Annotated in this window: 18 protein-coding genes; all 18 read right to left on the reverse strand. The window is 32.2% G+C overall.

Annotated features, from left to right (window positions below; translation table 11 throughout):
- Positions 1-425 precede the first annotated feature (425 nt).
- The 18 genes from CUEA01_RS18890 to CUEA01_RS18975 all read right to left on the reverse strand — a co-directional run bounded on the left by CUEA01_RS18890 (position 426) and on the right by CUEA01_RS18975 (position 20,924).
- On the reverse strand, positions 426-2,114 hold the full coding sequence (locus tag CUEA01_RS18890; RefSeq protein WP_234123481.1) for a peptide ABC transporter substrate-binding protein: 1,689 nt from the start codon (positions 2,112-2,114) through the stop codon (positions 426-428).
- Positions 2,115-2,503: 389 nt separating this feature from the next.
- Entirely contained in the window at positions 2,504-3,481 is a 978-nt protein-coding gene (locus tag CUEA01_RS18895; RefSeq protein WP_234123482.1) for an ABC transporter ATP-binding protein, read from the reverse strand.
- Positions 3,481-4,491, reverse strand: coding sequence for an ABC transporter ATP-binding protein (locus tag CUEA01_RS18900; protein ID WP_234123483.1), 1,011 nt, complete (start codon positions 4,489-4,491; stop codon positions 3,481-3,483). The genes CUEA01_RS18895 and CUEA01_RS18900 overlap by 1 nt, the downstream gene beginning before the upstream one ends.
- 10 nt (positions 4,492-4,501) lie before the next feature.
- Positions 4,502-5,416 (reverse strand): ABC transporter permease, encoded by a 915-nt coding sequence (locus CUEA01_RS18905; protein ID WP_234123484.1) that lies wholly within the window; start codon positions 5,414-5,416, stop codon positions 4,502-4,504.
- 11 nt (positions 5,417-5,427) lie between these two features.
- Positions 5,428-6,348, reverse strand: a complete 921-nt coding sequence (locus tag CUEA01_RS18910; RefSeq protein ID WP_234123485.1) for an ABC transporter permease — start codon at positions 6,346-6,348, stop codon at positions 5,428-5,430.
- Between the two features lie 463 nt (positions 6,349-6,811).
- The gene (locus CUEA01_RS18915) at positions 6,812-8,491 is read right to left on the reverse strand and encodes a peptide ABC transporter substrate-binding protein (RefSeq protein WP_234123486.1); all 1,680 of its coding nucleotides are present in this window, start codon (positions 8,489-8,491) and stop codon (positions 6,812-6,814) included.
- Positions 8,492-8,525: 34 nt separating this feature from the next.
- Positions 8,526-9,503, reverse strand: a complete 978-nt coding sequence (locus CUEA01_RS18920) for an ABC transporter ATP-binding protein (RefSeq protein WP_234123487.1) — start codon at positions 9,501-9,503, stop codon at positions 8,526-8,528.
- Positions 9,503-10,513: an ABC transporter ATP-binding protein gene (locus CUEA01_RS18925; protein WP_234123488.1), complete on the reverse strand. Its 1,011-nt coding sequence runs from the start codon at positions 10,511-10,513 to the stop codon at positions 9,503-9,505. Before CUEA01_RS18925 ends, CUEA01_RS18920 begins: the two co-directional genes overlap by 1 nt.
- 10 nt (positions 10,514-10,523) lie before the next feature.
- Positions 10,524-11,438: an ABC transporter permease gene (locus CUEA01_RS18930; protein WP_234123489.1), complete on the reverse strand. Its 915-nt coding sequence runs from the start codon at positions 11,436-11,438 to the stop codon at positions 10,524-10,526.
- Positions 11,439-11,450: 12 nt separating this feature from the next.
- A complete protein-coding gene (locus CUEA01_RS18935) occupies positions 11,451-12,371 on the reverse strand; it encodes an ABC transporter permease (protein ID WP_234123490.1) in 921 nt (306 codons plus the stop codon).
- A gap of 576 nt (positions 12,372-12,947) precedes the next feature.
- On the reverse strand, positions 12,948-13,739 hold the full coding sequence (locus tag CUEA01_RS18940) for a multinuclear nonheme iron-dependent oxidase (protein WP_234123491.1): 792 nt from the start codon (positions 13,737-13,739) through the stop codon (positions 12,948-12,950).
- A 229-nt stretch (positions 13,740-13,968) separates the two neighbouring features.
- Complete coding sequence (locus tag CUEA01_RS18945) at positions 13,969-14,715, reverse strand: nucleotidyltransferase domain-containing protein (protein ID WP_234124742.1); 747 nt, start codon at positions 14,713-14,715, stop codon at positions 13,969-13,971.
- A gap of 18 nt (positions 14,716-14,733) precedes the next feature.
- Entirely contained in the window at positions 14,734-15,351 is a 618-nt protein-coding gene (locus tag CUEA01_RS18950) for an HD domain-containing protein (RefSeq protein ID WP_234123492.1), read from the reverse strand.
- A 1-nt stretch (position 15,352) separates the two neighbouring features.
- Positions 15,353-15,913 (reverse strand): GNAT family N-acetyltransferase, encoded by a 561-nt coding sequence (locus CUEA01_RS18955; protein ID WP_234123493.1) that lies wholly within the window; start codon positions 15,911-15,913, stop codon positions 15,353-15,355.
- A gap of 555 nt (positions 15,914-16,468) precedes the next feature.
- Positions 16,469-16,756 (reverse strand): hypothetical protein, encoded by a 288-nt coding sequence (locus CUEA01_RS18960; RefSeq protein ID WP_234123494.1) that lies wholly within the window; start codon positions 16,754-16,756, stop codon positions 16,469-16,471.
- 297 nt (positions 16,757-17,053) lie between these two features.
- Positions 17,054-18,910 (reverse strand): DUF2264 domain-containing protein, encoded by a 1,857-nt coding sequence (locus CUEA01_RS18965; RefSeq protein WP_234123495.1) that lies wholly within the window; start codon positions 18,908-18,910, stop codon positions 17,054-17,056.
- 31 nt (positions 18,911-18,941) lie between these two features.
- On the reverse strand, positions 18,942-20,639 hold the full coding sequence (locus tag CUEA01_RS18970; protein WP_234123496.1) for a heparinase II/III domain-containing protein: 1,698 nt from the start codon (positions 20,637-20,639) through the stop codon (positions 18,942-18,944).
- A gap of 21 nt (positions 20,640-20,660) precedes the next feature.
- Positions 20,661-20,924, reverse strand: coding sequence for a DUF6171 family protein (locus CUEA01_RS18975; RefSeq protein ID WP_234123497.1), 264 nt, complete (start codon positions 20,922-20,924; stop codon positions 20,661-20,663).
- Between the last annotated feature and the right edge of the window lie 6 nt (positions 20,925-20,930).

Consider the following 20,930-nt stretch of genomic DNA (forward strand, 5'->3'; position numbering starts at 1 on the left):
TACCTTCCACATATGTCAACAAAAAAATAGACTATCATACTAATAATTATTTAATACGTAAATTTTAAATTTTAAGAACCTTTATTCAGAGTACAACTGACAGAGTACAGAGTACAGTGAAGGATGATTTTCTTCCTCTTTGCTACAGAAAATCTTATAACTTATTTTGATTGCTTACGCAATCGCTATATTATCAATGTTGTTCAGCGGAGCTGAACAACATATAAGTTTAAGATTTGCCTGACGTAAGGAACGGTAAATCATCCTTAACTGTACTCTGTCATCTGTACTCTGTACTCTGAATAAATGTTCGCAATAATTTTAAATCACGCTTAAATCCTTTTTAGTTTGACAGTCTTTCTTCTACTGTTACTTTTAAATGTAGTTATCTCAGGTTCAATGATCTTAATGGGATGCCCAAACCCTTATTTTTGTACGTATGCATTTGTAAAATAAACTATATCCATAGGTGTTCTATACACGCCTTTAACATAATCCTTCATGGCAGATACAACATTGTATTCATATAAAGGTATGATTGGCATATCATTCATCAATATATCTTCTGCTTGATGCATTTCATTAAATCTCTTTGTAGTATCTGTTTCAGTTTTAGCTGCTGCTATGAGTGCATCATATTGTTTATTACTATATCCTACAACATTGTTTCCGCTGCCAGTTACCCACATATCTAAGAAAGTCATTGGATCAGCATAATCTGCACTCCAGCCATTTCTAGCCATTCCTGCATATGTGTGCTTGCTTACCTCATCAAGCTGAACTTTTCTTTCAACAGCTCTAAGTGTTATATTAATATTTAAATTCTTTTTAAGCATGGCTTGAATGGCTTCAGCTACACTTTTGTGAAGATCTCCAGAATTGTACATTAACTCAATAGTAGGAAAACCTGTGCCATTTGGATAGCCAGCATCTGATAATAGCTTTTTAGCTTGAGTAACATCACCTTTAGCAGAGTAATACTCTTTTTGCTTAAAGTCTTTTCCATCAGGTCCAATTATACCTCTAGGTACAAAGCTTGTTGCTGGATATTGTCCTGCTTTTGTTACATCATTAACTAAAGCTGTTCTATCTATTGCTAGAGAAATTGCTTTTCTTACATTAACATTGTTTAGTGCCTTTGCTACCGATGCATCAAGTTTAGCTTTTGGATCTAAATTAAAGCTATAGTAATAAGTTCCTATATTAACATAAGTTTTTGCTTTTCCTTGCTTTAAAAGTGTAGGTGTTTGTTCTGTTGGTGGTGTATCAATCATATCAATTTGTCCTGATTGATATGCTGACATGTAACTTGTTGCATCATCTAAAACTGTATATGTTAAGTTCGTAAGTTTAATAGCTGATTTATTCCAATAGTATGGATTTTTTACAAATTCCAATTTATCTTTTTGTTTCCAATCCTTCATCATAAAAGCTCCATTAGAAACATATGTTGAACCATTTAATGCCCAATCAGTAGGATGTGCAGTTATAATATCCTTTCTTACTGGCATATATGTTTGGAAAGCCAATAATGATAAGAAATATGGTGTTGAATTTTCAAGATCAACATTAAGAGTATAGTCATCTACTGCTTTTACTCCAACTTGATCAGCTGTAGCTGCTGCAACACCAGGAGTCTTTTGTGCTGCTGGAAGTCCGCTTTCGTTATACCCCTGCCCATTTTTTAAATAATAAAGCTGATATGCATAATCAGATGCTGTTTCTGGAGCCAAAGCCCTTTTCCATGCATACTCAAAATCATGTGCAGTTACAGGCTTACCATCTGACCATTTTGCATTTTTTCTTAAATGAAATACGTAACTCTTTCCATCTGCTGATACAGTCCAGCTTTGTGCTACACCAGGATGTGGCTTATTATTTGCATCAACATCTGTAAGTCCTTCAAAAGCATTTGCTATTACAGTTCCTCCTTCAACAGAACTGTTTAAACCTGGATCAATTGTTTTAGGATTTGCACCTAAATTGTATCTTATAATCTGCTGTGTGCTTTTTGTAGTAGTTCCTTTATTACTTGCGCATCCACCTAAAAGTGAAGCTGACAACACAGTTGACATAAAAACAGCTATAATTTTTAATTTTTTAGCCTTTAACATGGAATTTCTCCCTTCTATTTTTTATATTGTGAAACCGACTTGAGTTTCATTATATATAGTGTTACCAACATTAACTTTAATATGTAATTATTATTCTTATACATTTTAAAAATTTTTGTCAAAAAAATATGAGGCTGCCGAAAAATTATTTTATACACAAATAAAAAAAGACAGAGTACGGAGTACAGAGTACAAAGTACAGTGAAGGATGATTTTCTTCCGCTTTGCTACAGAAAATCTTAAAACTTATTTTTTGATTGCTTACGCAATGCCACCATTTATGGCGCTCAGCGAAGCTGACAATATCTAAGTTTTAAGATTTACCTGACGTAAGGAAAGGTAAATCAACCTTAACTGTACTCTGTACTCTGTACTTTGTACTCTGTTTTTTAATACAATTTGCATGCAACCATGTGTCCGCCGCCAACATCTTTAAGTTCCATATTGCCTTCCGCACATTCTGGTTTTGCATATTTACATCTTCCCCTAAATCTACAACCTTGCGGCGGATCTATAGGTGATGGTATTTCTCCCTCTAAAACTATTCTTTTGTTTTTTGCTGACATATCTGGATCTGGAACTGGTGCCGCTGAAAGAAGCGCTTTTGTATAAGGATGCAATGGATTTTTATAAAGTTCATTGCTATCTGCTATTTCAACTAGCTTACCTAAATACATAACACCTATTTTATTTGATATATGCTTTACCATGGACAAATCATGTGCAATAAACAAATAAGTAAGTCCTAAATCCTCTTGCAAATCCTCAAGCATATTTACAACTTGTGCTTGTATTGACACGTCAAGTGCCGAAATTGGCTCATCACAAACTATAAATTCTGGTTCAACTGCAAGTGCTCTTGCTATACCAATTCTTTGTCTTTGTCCGCCAGAAAATTCATGAGGATATCTATTTGCATGATCTGGATTTAATCCAACTCTATTTAATAAATATTGGACCCTCTCAAGCTTTTCATTTTTATTCATTAATTTATGAATTTCTATTGGTTCACCTATGATATCCCCAACTGTCATTCTTGAATTTAAGGATGCATATGGATCTTGAAATATCATTTGCATCTTTCTTCTATATGGAAGTATTTCTTTATTTTTTAATTTTGCTATGTCCTTGCCATCATAAATAATTTGTCCGCTTGTTGGTTCGTAAAGCTTTAATATAGTTCTTCCAGTTGTTGTTTTACCGCAGCCTGATTCACCAACAAGTCCCAAAGTTTCACCTTTTTTTATACTAAAAGAAACATCATCTACTGACTTTACATAGCTTTTTTTAGTTGAAAAAATACCTTTATTAATGTTAAAGAATTTAGAAAGATTTTTCACTTCAATTAGAGTATCTTTTTTTTCCATTAGCTTTCCCCCCTTTTAATATTAGGTTCAACCTTTGGTGCACTAGGATGATTAAGCCAACAACTTGAATAATGACCTTCATTAATCTTGTAATTTTCAGGTCTATTTTCAAAACATACCTTCATTGCATAATCGCATCTATCTGCAAATGGGCAGCCCTTTGGAGGTGCTAATAAATCCGGAGGCGTTCCCTCAATTGGTTTAAGCCTTTCCTTAGTTTCCAATTTAGGATTAGGAATACTTCTTAAAAGTCCCCAAGTATATGGATGATTTGCATTATAGAAAATATCCCTTGCACTTCCGCTTTCAACCACAATGCCACCATACATAACATTTATTCTGCTGCACACATCTGCAACTACTCCTAAATCGTGAGTTATAAGTATTATTGACATATTTAATTTATCTTTAAGATCCTTCATTAGCTCCAATATTTGAGCTTGAATTGTAACATCAAGCGCTGTAGTCGGCTCATCCGCAATTACTAGCTTAGGCCCACAAATTAGTGCCATAGCTATCACTACTCTTTGCCTCATACCACCAGAAAATTCATGTGGATATTGTTTTATTCTTTTTTCAGGGCTAGGGATGCCAACTAAACCAAGCATTTCAATAACCTTTTTCCTAGCTTCACTTTTACTTAATTTTTTATGCTTAATTAAAGGTTCACTTAATTGGTCTCCAATGGTAAGTACTGGATTTAAAGAAGTCATCGGATCTTGAAATATCATTCCTATTTCATTTCCGCGAATCTTTTCCATTTCTTTTTCAGAAATTTTTGCTAAATCTTTTCCTTCAAAGAGAATTTCTCCTGTTTTTATCTCTCCATTACTATCTAAAAGACGCATAACTGTCATCATAGTAATGCTTTTTCCACTTCCAGATTCACCAACAACTCCAATTGCTTCACCTTTATCTAAATCTATAGTAACACCTCTTACCGATTGCACCTCACCCATGTGCGTATGAAACGATGTGTGTATATTATTTATTTGAAGCAGTTTTTCCATATTCTACCTCCTACTTTCTCATTTTTGGATCTAATGCATAAGTTAATCCATCTCCCAACAAATTAAATGCAAGCATTGTTAAACAAATTGCTAAAGCTGGGAAGAGTAATTGATATGGATATAATTGATATCCTCCTAATGCATCTGACGCTAAGCTACCCCATGATGCAAGTGGTGGTGCAATTCCTAGACCAATAAAGCTTAAAAACGCTTCTTGGAATATTGCATCTGGGATTGAAAGTGTTAATGTTACAATAATTTGTCCTAAACAATTTGGTATAAGGTGTTTCAAAATTATTCTCATATTAGAAGCACCTATTGTCTTTGCTGCAAGAACAAATTCTTGCTGTTTTAATGTCATAACCTGACCCCTAACAATTCTCGCCATTGTAACCCAAAAGGAAATTGTAAGGGCTATTATTATACTTTCTAAGCCCGGTTTTAAAACAACCATTATGAGTATAACGTATATTGTCATTGGTATTGCGTAAATGGCTTCAACAATTCTCATCATTATATTGTCTACAACACCGCCAAAATATCCTGATATTCCACCATATATTACTCCAATAAAGATACTAAGTACACTTGCGACTAATCCTATAGTAAGTGATACTCTAGCTCCTTCAAGCACTCTTACAAACAAATCTCTTCCAAATTTATCGGTACCAAACCAATGTGATAAACTTGGTCCAAGATCAGCAGAACCTAAATCTTGAGCTGTATAATTATATTTTGAAAGCATTGGTCCAAATATTGCTGCCAATGTTATAAGCACTATAAAACTTAATCCAAGCATTGCTAATTTATCTTTTCTAATTCTTCTAACTACATCCTGCCAGTAGCTTAAACTTGGTCTCACAACCTTCTCAGAATTCTTTTGTTCTTTAGGTACAACTTCAAACATATCTTTAGAAAATTCCATGTGCATACCTCCTAATCACCTAGTTTTATTCTTGGGTCAATAACAACATATAATAAATCTACTATTAAATTTGCAGCTATCAAAAACGTACAGAAAAATACAGTTACACCCAAGGTCGTTGTATAATCTCTATTTGATATACTTTGTACAAATTCTCTTCCAATTCCCGGAATTCCAAATACGCTTTCAACAACAAAGCTACCAGTAAGTAATCCTGCTGTAATCGGTCCAAGATATGTTACTAGAGGAATTAAAGAATTTCTAAGCACATGTTTTAAAACAATTTTACTTTTTGCAAGTCCCTTAGCTTTTGCAACTCTAACGTAGTCCATTCTTAAAATTTCAACTAAGCTAGAACGTATTAATCTCGCAATAAATGCCATGTAATATAAACCAAGAGCAACTGCAGGCATTATATAATTTGAAGGCTGATCTAAACCTACTGCTGGCAAAATAGCAAGCTTAACTGCAAAGAAATATATAAGTATAGGTGCTAATATCATACTTGGAACGGCAACCCCTAAAGTAGATATCATCATACATATATTGTCCACTATTTTTCCCTGTCTAAGCGCTGCAATTATTCCAAGAACTAATCCCATTGAAAGTGCAAATAAAATAGCACAGGTTCCAACTTTTAGTGATGCTGGAAATGAATTTGATATAACTTGATTAACTGTAAGTCCTTCTGTAGTCATAGATGGTCCTAAGTCCCCATGTAACAAATCAATTAAATATTTTTCATATTGAACTCCTAAAGGTTTATCCAATCCATATTTCATATTTAAATTCTGCTCTACAGCTGGCGGTAACTTTCTATCTGAAGTAAACGGACCTCCTGGAATAGCATGCATTAAGAAAAATGTCACTGTCACTACAAACCAAATTGTAATAATACTTGAAACTAATCTTTTTAAAATATACTTAAACATTTTTACCCCCTCAAAGACTTATTATTTGATGTAATTAAAGATATACCATTTTAATAGTTGAACTGGTATATCCATAATTATATATTTTTTCATTTTTATAATCATTTTCCAGCAATGGGTGCATTGGTATTAAAGCTATAGATTTAAATGTTATCAACTAATCCATATTTTTCTTATTAATAATTCAATAAAAAGTTGATTTAATTAGCCTTTTATCAATTGCATATTTATAATACTACATATTTATTTTCATTTCAACATAATTCGACACGATTTTGTCGCCTGTTCTTATTATTTTAGTTGCATTTTTATTCTTATCTTACATTCATTCCAATTATTAACTAACAACTACCCCCTGTTAGCTATAAATTAAGGCAAAAAAAAGAGGATGTGGCACAAAATTATTTATACACAAATAATTTAGTGCCACATCCTCTTTCAGTTATCTTTTTACTCTAAAGGCCTATTTTTGTACATACGCTTTTGTGAAATATAATACGTCCATTGGAGTTCTGTATGTGCCTTTTACATAGCTCTTCATGCAGCAAACAATATTATATTCATACAGTGGTATCACCGGCATATCCTTCATTAAGATATCTTCTGCTTGATGCATTTCATCAAATCTCTTTGTAGCATTTGTTTCAGCTTTAGCTTCTTTAATAAGCTTATCATATGCTTCATTACTGTAGCCTGTAACGTTATTTCCACCATTAGTTACCCACATATCCATAAATGTCATTGGGTCAGCGTAATCTGCAGTCCATGCATTTCTTGATATACCATTATACGTATGCTTACTTGTTTCATCAAGTTGAACTTTTCTTTCAACAGCTGTAAGAGTTACATTTATATTTAAATTTTTCTTAAGCATTGCTTGAACAGCTTCTGCAATACTCTTATTTTCATCTGAAGAATTGTACATCAATTCTATTGCAGGTAAACCCTTACCATCTGGATAACCTGCTTTGGACAACAATTGTTTAGCTTGTGCTACATCACCCTTTGCTGGGAAATATTCTTTTTGCTTAAAGTCTTTTCCATCAGGGCCAAGCATACCAGCAGGTACAAAACTTGTTGATGGGGTTTGACCACCCTTTACTACATCTTTAACCAAAGCTTCTCTGTCTATAGCTAGTGAAATTGCTTTTCTAAAATCAACGTTGTTCATTGCTTTAGCAACTACTGGATCAAGCTTAGCCTTTGGATCTAAATTAAATCCATAATAATATGTTCCTATATCTGGATAAGTTTTTGCTTTTCCCTGCTTCAAAAGTGTAGGAGTTTGTTCTTCTGGTGGTGTATCAATTATATCAATTTGTCCTGATTGATATGCGGACATATAACTTGTTGCATCATCTAAAACTGTATATGTTAACTTGTCAAGTTTGACAACAGATTTATTCCAATAATATGGGTTCTTTACAAACTCTAATTTATCTTTTTGCTTCCAATCCTTCATTTTAAATGCTCCATCAGAAACATAAGTTGAACCGTTTAATGCCCAATCTTTTGGATGAGCAGTTATAATATCTTTTCTTAATGGCATATAAGTTTGAAATGCTAATAAACCTAAGAAATATGGTGTTGGATTTTCAAGCTCTACATCAAGAGTATAATCGTCTGTTGCTTTTACTCCTACTTGATCAGCTGTAGCTGCTGGAACACCAGGAGTCTTTTGAGCTGCAGGCAGCGCACTTTCATTATATCCTTGAGCATTTTTTAAATAATAAAGCTGATATGCATAATCAGATGCTGTTTCTGGAGCTAAGGCTCTTTTCCATGCATATTCAAAATCATGTGCAGTTACAGCTTTACCATCTGACCACTTTGCATCTTTTCTTAAATGAAATACATAATGCTTGCCACCATCGGATACATCCCAACTTTTTGCAATTCCTGCACTTGGCTTATTATTTGCATCAACTTCTGTAAGTCCTTCAAAAGCATTTGCTATTACAATTCCTCCTTCAACGGAACTATTCAAGCCCGGGTCTATTGTTTTAGGATTTGCTCCTAAATTATAAGTTACAGCCTGTGATGTATTAGTTGTTGATTTACTTCCACATCCACTTAAAAGTGAAACTGTTAGTAAAGTAGACATAATAATAGCAACAATCTTTGATTTTTTTGTTTTTAACATAGAATTTCCCCCTTTTATTTTTTGTACCTATCTACTAATATAGATTACATGCGACTTTGTGTCCCCCTCCAACGTCTTTAAGCTGCAAATCACTTTCCATACATTCTTGCTTCACATATCTACATCTTCCTCTAAACCTGCAGCCTTGTGGTGGATCTATAGGAGATGGTATTTCTCCTTCCAAAATTATTCTTTTGTTTTTTTCTGCCATGTCTGGGTCTGGAACTGGTATCGCTGAAAGAAGAGCCTTAGTATATGGGTGTAACGGATTTTTATAAAGCTCATTACTTTCTGCTATTTCAACCAATTTTCCTAAATACATAACACCTATTCTACTTGATATATGCTTTACCATAGACAAATCATGTGCGATAAATAGATAAGTAAGTCCCAAGTCATTTTGCAAGTCCTCAAGCATATTTACAACTTGAGCTTGTATTGATACGTCAAGTGCAGAAATTGGTTCATCACAAACAATAAATTCTGGTTCAACTGCAAGTGCCCTTGCTATACCAATTCTCTGCCTTTGTCCACCTGAAAATTCATGAGGATATCTATTTGCATGATCTGGATTTAATCCAACTCTATTTAATAAATATTGAACCCTTTCACGTTTTTCATTCTTCCCCATTAATTTGTGAATTTCTATTGGTTCACCTATTATATCCCCAACTGTCATTCTTGAATTTAAAGATGCATATGGATCTTGAAATATCATTTGCAACTTCCTTCTATATGGAAGCATTTCCTTGTTTCCTAGTTTTGCTATATCTTTACCGTCATAAATAATTTGTCCACTTGTTGGTTCATATAACTTTAAAATAGTTCTTCCCGTTGTTGTTTTTCCACATCCTGACTCACCAACAAGTCCTAAAGTTTCACCCCTTCCTATATTAAAGGAAACATCATCTACAGCTTTTACATAACTTTTTTTAGTAGAAAAAATCCCTTTATTTATATTAAAAAATTTAGAAAGATTTTTTATTTCAATAAAAGTATTATCTTTTTCCATCAGTCTTCACCCCTTTTAAAATTATGTTTTACTTTTGGTGCATACGGATGATTAAGCCAACAGCTAGAATAATGCTCTTCATTGATTTTATATTTTTCAGGTCTACTCTTAAAACATATTTTCATAGCATAATCGCACCTATCAGCAAATGGGCATCCTACTGGAGGTGCAAGCAAATCTGGCGGTGTCCCTTCAATTGGTTTAAGTCTTTCCTTTGTTGCCAATTTAGGATTAGGGATACTTCTTAAAAGCCCCCAAGTATATGGATGATTAGCGTTATAGAAAATATCTCTTGCACTTCCACTTTCAACAACAACTCCACCATACATAACATTTATTCTGCTGCATACATCTGCAACTACTCCTAAATCATGAGTTATAAGTATAATTGACATATTTAATTTTTCTTTAAGATCTTTCATAAGCTCTAATATTTGAGCTTGAATTGTAACATCAAGTGCTGTAGTTGGTTCATCAGCAATTAACAGCTTAGGTCCACAAATAAGTGCCATAGCTATCATTACTCTTTGTCTCATTCCACCAGAAAATTCATGAGGATACTGCTTTATTCTTTTTTCAGGGCTAGGTATACCAACTAAATCAAGCATTTCCATAACCTTTTTCTTTGCTTCTCTTTTATTCAATTTTTTATGCTTAATTAGTGGTTCACTTAATTGGTCTCCAATTGTAAGTACTGGATTTAATGATGTCATAGGATCTTGAAATATCATTCCTATATCATTTCCCCTAATCTTTTCCATATCACTTTCTGACAGCTTGGTTAAATCTTTTCCTTCAAATAAAATTTCCCCCTCTTTTATTTCACCATTATTATCCAAAAGACGCATAAGCGTCATCATTGTAATACTTTTTCCACTTCCAGATTCACCAACAATTCCTATTGCCTCACCTTTATATAAATCAATGGTAACGCCTCTTACAGATTGCACTTCACCCAAATGTGTATGGAAGGATGTGTGTATATTTTTAATTTGAAGCAGCTTCTCCATAATACTCTACCTACTTTCTCATTTTTGGATCTAATGCGTATGTCAATCCATCACCTAACAAATTAAATGCAAGCATCGTTAAACTTATTGCTAAAGCTGGAAATATCAACTGATATGGATACAGCTGGTAGCCCCCTAACGCATCAGATGCTAAACTTCCCCAAGATGCAAGTGGTGGTGCGATTCCAAGTCCAATAAAACTTAAAAATGCCTCTTGAAATATTGCATCTGGTACTGAAAGTGTGAGCGTAACAATTATTTGACCCATACAGTTCGGAATAAGGTGCTTTAAAATTATTCTCATACTAGAGGCTCCTATAGTCCTTGCTGCAAGAACAAATTCTTGCTGCTTTAATGACATAATTTGTCCTCTAACAATCCTCGCCATAGTAACCCAAAAGGAAATTGTAAGAGCTATTATTATACTTTTTAAGCCCTGACCTAAAACGATCATTATGAGTATTACGTATATTGTCATTGGTATAGCATATATAGCTTCAACAATTCTCATCATAATATTATCAACAGTTCCACCAAAATATCCTGATATTCCACCATAAATTACTCCGATAAAAATGCTTAATACACTTGCAACTAAGCCTATTGTAAGAGAAATTCTAGCCCCCTCAAGTACTCTTACAAACAAATCTCTTCCAAGCTTATCTGTACCAAACCAATGTGATAAGCTTGGTCCAAGGTTTGTAGAATTAAAATCTTGAGCCCTGTAATCATATTTTGAAAGCATCGGTCCAAATATTGCTGCTAAAGTTATTAATACAATAAAGCCAAGACCGACCATTGCCAATTTGTCCTTACTAATTCTTCTTCTAACATCTTGCCAATAACTTAAACTTGGTCTTACAACCTTATTAGAATTTTTTTGTTCTTTAGGTACACCTTCAAACATATCTTTAGAAACTTCCATTTGTATCACCCCTTAATCATCCAGTTTGATTCTTGGATCAATAACCACATACAATAAGTCAACTACTAAATTTGCAACTATTAAGAAGGTACAAAAAAATACAGTTACTCCTAAGATTGTAGTATAATCTCTAGCTGATATACTTTGAACAAACTCTCTTCCTATTCCAGGAATTCCAAATATACTTTCAATTACGAAACTTCCTGTAAGCACACCTGCCGTAATCGGTCCAAGATATGTAACCACAGGAATCAAGGAATTTCTAAGTACATGCTTTAGTATAATTTTAGTTTTTCCGATTCCCTTTGCTCTTGCAACTCTAACATAATCAGTTCTTAAAACCTCGACTAAGCTTGAACGTATTAGCCTTGCAATAAACGCCATATAGTATAATCCAAGAGCTATTGCCGGCATCACATAACCAGAAGGAGTATCTATTCCTACCGCTGGCAAAACCCCAAGTTTTACTGCAAATACATATATAAAGACAGGTGCTAATATCATACTTGGAACAGCAACACCAAAAGTTGATATAATCATACATATATTATCTAAAAGCTTGCCCTGCCTAAGTGCTGCCGCAATCCCAAGAATTAATCCGCTTAAAAGTGCAAACAAAATAGCACAAATTCCAACTTTAAGGGATGCAGGAAATGAATTTGATATAACCTGATTAACTGTAAGTCCTTCTGTAGTCATTGAAGGTCCTAAGTCCCCATGAATTAAGCCAACCAAATACATTTCATATTGCACTCCTAAAGGTTTATCTAAACCATATTTTGCTTTTAAATTTTGCTCTATTCCTACTGGCAGCTTTCTATCAGAAGTAAATGGTCCTCCTGGAATAGCATGCATTAAAAAAAACGTTACTGTTACTACAAACCAAATTGTAATAATACTTGAAACTAATCTTTTTAAAATGTATTTAAGCATTTTATCCCCCCTTATAATATTTATTATTTTCTAATATGGATAACCATTTGTAAAAGCTATAGATATACCGGTTCAACTACCAAAATTTCGAACAATTGATGTATATATACACTTAATTTTATTTTTTTTGGTTTAACCATATAAAAAGCTATTATTAATACAGCTATTTGTTGTAATCATACTAATAAATTATTATTATTTTTAATGATTTATTACCGTTTTGTTAATTTATTTAACATTTTGTTAATTGTATATATAATACCACTATTGTATACTCTTTTCAAGTTTTTTACTTTTAATTTATTAATATACTTTTATATTTTTATATTACAATTTATGATTTTTTATAAATTTCTTCAATATTGATCAAGTTAAAAAACAACAAAAAAACTGTGCTATAGATATACCAACTCAACTATTAAAATTCATGTGCACCATAATGCCAAGAATACGGCATTTTGGTACAAATAAATTTTAAGTTTCGCAGTGGTTTATCTTTAATTAATGCACAGTTTAACTACATATTTCATTTATTTTTTGGCTATGTTTTAAATAAGTGTTGATTTTCGCACTTATTTAAAACATAGCTATTTTTTTTAACATGCCTAATTGTTCCTCTAAATTTTTTATAACTACTTCTTCATTTTCTCCCTTTACACCATTATATTCTAACGTAACTATATCCGGATTTGATTTCTCAAGCACCCAAGCTAATAACTTATAATCTTCATCTGCCATAGACTGGTGAGTATCCATTGGAAAGCCTTCCTTGTTACGCCCCGAACCTGCTAAATGTATCTCTTTAATCCTTTCAAGTGGGAGCGACTTAATATATTCATAAATATCCCATCCATGATCTTGTGCCGTAATTTTTGCATGCGCTATATCAAGCAAAAAATAAATATTATTATTCATAACAATTTCAGAAATCCTTTCTGGCGTAAAATATGGATAAAAATCATATTCTTTACGTTCTATAGCGGTATCTGGCGAATTTTCTATAAGAATTGGTACATTTAAATTATTCTTAAAAGCCTTAATATTTTTTGATATCTGCTCATATATATCATTATCTGTCATTCCATCATGCATATCTGAATTTCTAATTGCAAGATGAACTCCGTAATGAGGAGAATTACATTTTTTGATAAGTTCATTTGCACGGTTAAAATCTATAATTTCTATATTTTTCATCCCTACATTCTCAAAATAGCCCAATCCATGAAGTAAAACTGGACGCATTGAGCGCATAGTTTCAAATTCATTATCAAAGTTTCCAAACGCCCCTGATTTAACATAGTCAACTTTAACAGCATCTTTTTCCAAAAGCATTTTTAACTCTTTTGACCAGTTGCAGCCTATATACATTTTATAACCCCCTACTATTTTTTAATCACTTGGATTTCACACACTTTATTCAGAGTACGGAGTACAGAGTACAAAGTACAGTGAAGGATGATTTTCTTCCGCTTTGCTACGGAAAATCTTATAACTTATTTTTTGGTTGCTTACGCAATCACAGTCCTAATGTTGTTCAGCAGAGCTGACAACATATAAGTTTAAGATTTACCTAACGTAAGGAAAGGTAAATCCTCCTTCATTGTACTCTGTACTCTGTACTTTGTACTCTGCTTCTAAATGTTTCCACGCTTTTATACTCCCTAATATCATATTTTCCAAGCTTTTCTTGTATGTAATTGCACATTTCTGCCCACAACCTTTTTTTATCGGCGTTTAGATAGTCCGTTACAAGAAATTCTTCTAAAATTAATGCAAACTTTGAATCAACTTCTTTAATTTCAGACACACCGTATTTATTATAAACAGGCAGTTTATTGTTTAATTTGCATATTAAATTGCATAAACTTTGCAAATAAGAATTTGTAAAAAACAAAAAGTTATTATAATCTTTTTTATCATACATATCTATTCCATCATTAAAAATTGTTTCAATAAAAAACTTCAAATCCATTTTTCCGGAATCATCTATTTTAACCTTATAATTCTTTACTTTTTCTATTGCTTTTTCTTGAATTTTCTTTAGTTTTTCACCTTCATCATACACTATTTTTGCAACTGAATAGATTTCCATAGATGTCAAGTCTTTCTCTAGCCTATCAAAATACTTCCACTCAGGTGATATGAAATATTCAAACTCTGTATCTAAAAAGAACTCTCTTCCTCTCATTCCTTTTTCATCATCGTGCCATATAAAAAATATATCTATATCTGAATGTTCGTCCATTTTACCTGTTACATATGAACCAGCAATCATAGCACCATAAATTCCATACTTACCTTTCATATATTGGATGTATTTTTCAATTTTTTCTTCTAAAACCATACTCACTTTTATCCTCCTCTATAGTTTAAATGTATTTTCCACAACTCCTGGCAACAAACTATAAATGGATTTACCGATTTTTCCTTCAAAATATTTTTGTATTTCCATAGTTGATTTCCATCTTGGCAGAGTATTTTCATTCACTCCTCCTCTTATTGCCATATCAACAAGCCTTTTTTCCATTAGGCAGAATCCACTTGGTAATGCTATGTAATCACATAATTTTATTAACTTATCATAGTCTGTATCTTCGATTCTTGACAGATATTCTACTATAAAGTCATGCTGTTCTTGTGTTCCATTCCATTTTCCAACCACTATTACCTCATTATTTTTTTTAAAAGCAACATGACTCAAACAAACTTGAGCCGCTAAATCATATCCTTTTTCAATTAAATAATCGTATCCATCAATGCTGTGTCTCATACCACTTGTTGTACCTGTCCTTCTTCCTATATCATGTAATAATCCTAATATATATGCAGTTTCTGGATTCATATCTGAGGTTTGTTCTGCTATTAATTTTGCGCTCATAGCTACATATTTTACATGCTCTACCCATGGAGTAGGATTTAAACTTCTAGCCTCCTCCAACAATAAATTTGCTTCTTCTAAACTCGGTATTCCTCTTTCCATTTTACTTATCCCCTTTTGGATTTTTATCGTGTTCCATGAGCCAGCAATCTCTTAACTTTCCTTCATGAACCTCATGCTTTAAAAGTTTCTTCACTTTTACAAACCCACTTTTTTCATAGCATTTGATTGCTCTTTTATTCAAAACTTGAGGATCTAGCACTATTTTTTGTGCATCTTTTTCTTCTATTAAAAAATCAATCATTGCTTTCATTAATTCTGTTCCTATGCCTTGTCCAAAGTATTGTGGTTCACCAATAAATTGGTCTGTGCCAAATACATTTCCACCAAAATCCGCATAACCATATTCACTGCGTTCTTCTTCATCAATAAGATAAAATTGTATATATCCTATAGGTATATTATAGTATTCAATTATACATCTTGTTACATCACTATCCCCATCATAAAATTTTTCTTTAACCATCTGCTCATCAAATGGATTATCTCTTCCTTCATAATATTGAAGAACCCTGTTATCCGAAAGCCATTTAACTATAAGCTTTTTATCATCATTTTCTAAACCTCTAATACTTAATTTCCCTCTCTTACAAAATAACATCATATTTCCCACTCTCATTTTTAACTGTTATGTAAATACTTTATCTTGTTATTAATCTATATTTTAACATATAATATTTTAAATCTAAAGAAACTATTTAACCAAATAAGTGTAATTATTTAGTAACCATAGATATACTATATGGAACATTGAAATTGCTAATACCAAATTCATACTGCTAAATTACAATTTGTAGAGCAGAGTACAGATTACGGAGTACAGAGTACAGTGAAGGATGATTTACCTTTCGCTTCTCTCAGGTAAATCTTAAACTTAAATGGTGTCAGCTTCGCTGAACACCATTTATGGCGCCATTGCGCAGCAATAAAAAAATAAGTTTTTAGATTTTTCTACGCTCGCGTAGAAAAATCATCCTTCACTGTACTCTGTACTCTGTACTCCGTACTCTGTGTTAAATTGTAATTTCAATGTTCCAAATCGTACATCTATAAGTTTTTGCACATTAAAAAAATTGCGAAATAAAGTGTAGTGTAAAGGCAAATACATCTTTATTTCGCAATATATAGATAAACCAGTTCAACTATTAAAATTCATTTGTTATACTGGTAGACAACACTGAATTTCAGGGTTGTCTACCAATTCAATATTAACATCAGTAATTTTCACTCCTATAATATCCAAATTTTTTATACATTGATTTAATACTTTATTAGCATTTTCTGAATTAATATCTTCACTATATGCCTTAACTACAGATGTATCAATATTAATTTGGGCTATGTCTACAATGATATGCCCTATTTCATGGACAATATTAAACCAATGAAAATACAAATCAAATTTTTCTTGTATTCTCTCATTGCCAAATAACTTATTATATCCCATTTGCTCTACTTGTGTCCCAGTTTCATATCTATCACTTATTATTTTGGCTATGTTTTAAATAAGTGTTGATTTTCACACTTATTTAAAACATAGCTTCCTTTAGTAAGTTTAGCTATTTTTAAAAGAATGTTGATGTGATGTGTTGGCTTTTTATGGACTCTTAGGATTGCTCGTTTATAATTTGCGTAATTTTGACTAGGACGGTCAAAGCCATTTAGGCATCAGGACGATGCATCTAAATGAGTAGCAAATTATAAACGAGCAATTCTTAGAGTCCATTAATGTCATAAGCTCATATCAATTTTCTTTTAAAACATAGCCTTTTATTAAAATTTCTTTTCCTTCAAATGATATTTTAATATTATCTGAATCAATTTTTATATTTGGTCTTTTATGCATTTTAAAATATTCTTTATCTCCTACTTCACCCAAAACTGCTGAAACAAGAATATGCTCTCCAGCATTAATTTTTGATGTTAAAGTAGGTATAACCGTTCTCTCATATATAAGATTTGTATTTGGTTCCGCTCCAATAAATTCGACCTTTCTGTTTCCAGTATAATCTACTATACCAGAAACACCTTCATCAAATTCGTAGAAGCCACTACCATCAAATAAATATTCCTTACCGTTAGAACATGGTGCAGAAAAGCCTCCCTCTGCAGTATCTAGTTCACGATTAGTTTTAATAACATGTATTCTTACGTGCCATGGGGTTAGAGGAACTATAAAAGTTTTTATTTCAACGTCTCTCCAAGGTTTCCATAAAGATTCAATATAATTTTCTTCTATACTATAACTTTCACAGCCATACCTCGTCCTATAATGATTGTCACCTTCCGCTAAAGCTAAACAACTATCAAAAGCTCCTTGCTTTAACATTAAATTACCTTTAGGCACACTAAAACCAAAAGTTGTTGAATATACGAATTTTTCATATTTAGCATCAGCATGGGCATGTTCATGAGAATGTTGACCAGAAGTGAAAGCTTGGACTTCTTTTCCAGATTTATCATGACAAACTATCATTCTTGGACTTTTTTGTACACTCTTTTCAGTAAATACTAAATCTTCTTCGTCAGCTGTCCAAAATGGATGAGTATCAGGAAGTGCTAAAATTAAAAATGTTTTTAGTGCCCAATACGGAGAACCTGGTGCATTGTAGCCTTCTGCCATATTCAAATTTTGATAGCCATATCCTATAGTTAATAAGCCATCCGTCGAAAAAATATCTTTACTAAACCAATATCTTAAATTTCTAAGTACGATGCCTTTTATAACTCCCCAGGGCAAGGCGTCTATATCTGCAAAAGCTAAAGCAGACCAAAAAGCTGATTGAGCAAATCTATAAGTTAAACTTCTTCCAAAAGGTATAGAAGCTCCATCTTTTGAAAACCATTCTTTATAATCCTTGGCAAAAACCTTTGCACGTTCTTTATATAAGCTAGATCTTTCAGGATCATCCTTTTCCATGGCCTTTGCATAAATTAAACCATAAAAATGCATTCCAAATGGTATATAATAATCAATTTGATTTTCATAACCATCAAAATACCAGCCATCGCTTAGGTAAAAAGAATCTACTTTGTTTAATGCATCTAAAAGTAATTCTTCTGAGTATTCTCTTCCACACTTTTTTAAAGCAACATTTACTAAAACTCTGAAAAATAGCCAATTTGTATTTGGAACTACATGCTCATTTATTTGAATCAACCAGTTGTAAAGATTATCCTGTTCTCTAAGGTTCAAAGCGTCCCAGAAAATATCCTTATTCAAAATTAGGCTTAAGGAAATAGATGCCATTTCAACTAACAATTGATCATAATCATTAACCTTTCCCCAATAAGAAACACTATACGGGTCAGTTCCTTCTATTAAACCTTTTACAAAATGCCCTGCCAAATCTACGTCTTCCTTATTTTTTGAAACAGCTAGAGGCCCTATCCCCCATAGCGGTCTTAGAAAAGCTTCAGCCTCTCTTGCATTCTTGTTATAGCATGAGCCACTAGTTCCTAAAAATAAATGTCCTTGCTTTTGATATTTCATTATCCTTACAAGAGGATTACATATATCTAATAATGCTTTTCTTACATCTTCCTTAGTTTTAAGCTTATTATTTTTAAGGTTTTCATTATAAATTTTTTCCTCTTCCATAATTAATCCCTTCGACTTCCCCTCATATAAATCATATTAAAAAAAGCAGATTACTATTGTATTTTTTTGAAGTAATTACATTTTTGATTAATGTTCTATACACCGTCTCCTCTTCTCCTGAATGATTAAATATTTTTTCTTCTATAATTTCAATTTCATTGTTATCAAATTTATTTAGTAATTTTAAACTACCATTTGGACTATTCCATTTAATTATCCCATTTTCAACTAAGGGTTTTAATTTACTTACAAAATTTTCATAAACCCTATTATTATCATTAGTGAATAGCATATAATCCTCTATCTCTAATAACTTTTTAGTATAATTAATCTTAAATAATCTATTAAACTTTTGAAGTCCAGACTCCTTAGGATATACATTTTCAATATCCATAGAAAACTGAACTTTTTCCTTTAATAAACTTGCATGTACATTATGAGCTTTATAGTCTCCAAAAACTTCCTCGCAATCATTAATTATTGGCACCGAATGCCCGCTTGAACGATTATTTAAAATATGATACCTCTTTTCATCATTAAAATAATCTTTTGTATACTTTCCTGAACCAAAGTCAGTTAAGAAAAGCTCATTATTAGAACCTATGATAAAATTGCCAACATCATTATGATTATGAGAATCATTATTTTTTCCTGCTTTTGCAGCAAATGAAAAACCATTCTTCTCATTTATTATTAGCCATTCCTCATCTTCAAAGTATTTTATTTTATAGTTAAGGTTATCTGTATTTAAACTATCATCTGTCCATAATAAATTTCTTGAAAACTCAGCCCATCTAAAACATTCGCTATGCTCTAATAAGCTAACACCTTTACTATAAGGAATAGCTGCTGAAAATTGTTTTTTACAGTAGCACAATATTCCGGTTGGAAGTTGATCTTCTGCAGCATCTGAAAATGGTACAGATTTACCTTTTGCAATTTCGACTTCAACTGGAAAATTAGCTATATTCTTAAGCAAAGGGTTTCTTAAATATTTATCATCATTAAATTCTTCCTTATATTTTTCTGCAAAATAACAATAATAACCAAACCCATATGCCCAATATGAAACACCTTCCGTGCAAGCTCCATCTTCTTTAAAGCTTCTTAAATAGCTATTTAAACTCTTATCTACCTTTTCAAAAATCTTCTTCTGACGTAAAACATCATCTTTTAAAATACTTATAGCTGCCATTCCCAAAGAAGAACCAATTACTGAACTCCAATTATTTTCTTTGTCTTCCCAATCCCACTTCTTACTCAAAAGAGGTTCAAATATTCTATCATTAATCTCATATGTAATTCTATTTTTTATTTGTGTTGAGAAATATTCCTTATACAATTCATAGAATTCAGCTAAAGTTTGAGCCGTTTCAGCTGCAAATAAGTCTATACAATATCTAGCTTTTTCATCAAAAGTATTATTATTTATTGTTAAATGTGCAGGAAGTGCCCAAGTATATTCGGAACATACCTGCCATATTATATTTTCAAGACACTCGATATTTTTCTTATTTTTTTCAATAAGTAGAGCCAAGCCCATTGTTGTAAGCAATCTTCTTCGTTCAAAATATTGCTTTTCAAAAACACTTCGATTTCCATCTTTTAAGTATGCTTGATATCCCATGAAATCTATACTTGGTATAGATTTCATGGCTAAAATTCTTTTCTTTTGAACTAGTATTTCTTCAATAAGTGGCATATTGACATTATTTTTCCTTAATCTCATTATTAAGCCTCCACTTTATTGTTACCATTCACTTTTTCCAGGGCTAGGGCAATTTTTATTTTTTAATAAAGCCCTAACTTGAACAATACATCCGCATTGATTGCAGGTTGTATTATACTCAAGATATTTACAACTACTGCACTTTTCAAGCCTTCTATTGTATATGTCTTCCGATACCAATTTAAAACCTTTATTTTTTTTTATTGCATTAATCATTCTTTCAATATCTTCAGAAACAAGTCTCACAGATGCACTACAGGCTTTACACTTTTCATTATCTGGCATAAGCTA

It is taken from the genome of Clostridium hydrogenum, from assembly GCF_021432385.1.
Lineage (GTDB): Bacteria > Bacillota > Clostridia > Clostridiales > Clostridiaceae > Clostridium_S > Clostridium_S hydrogenum.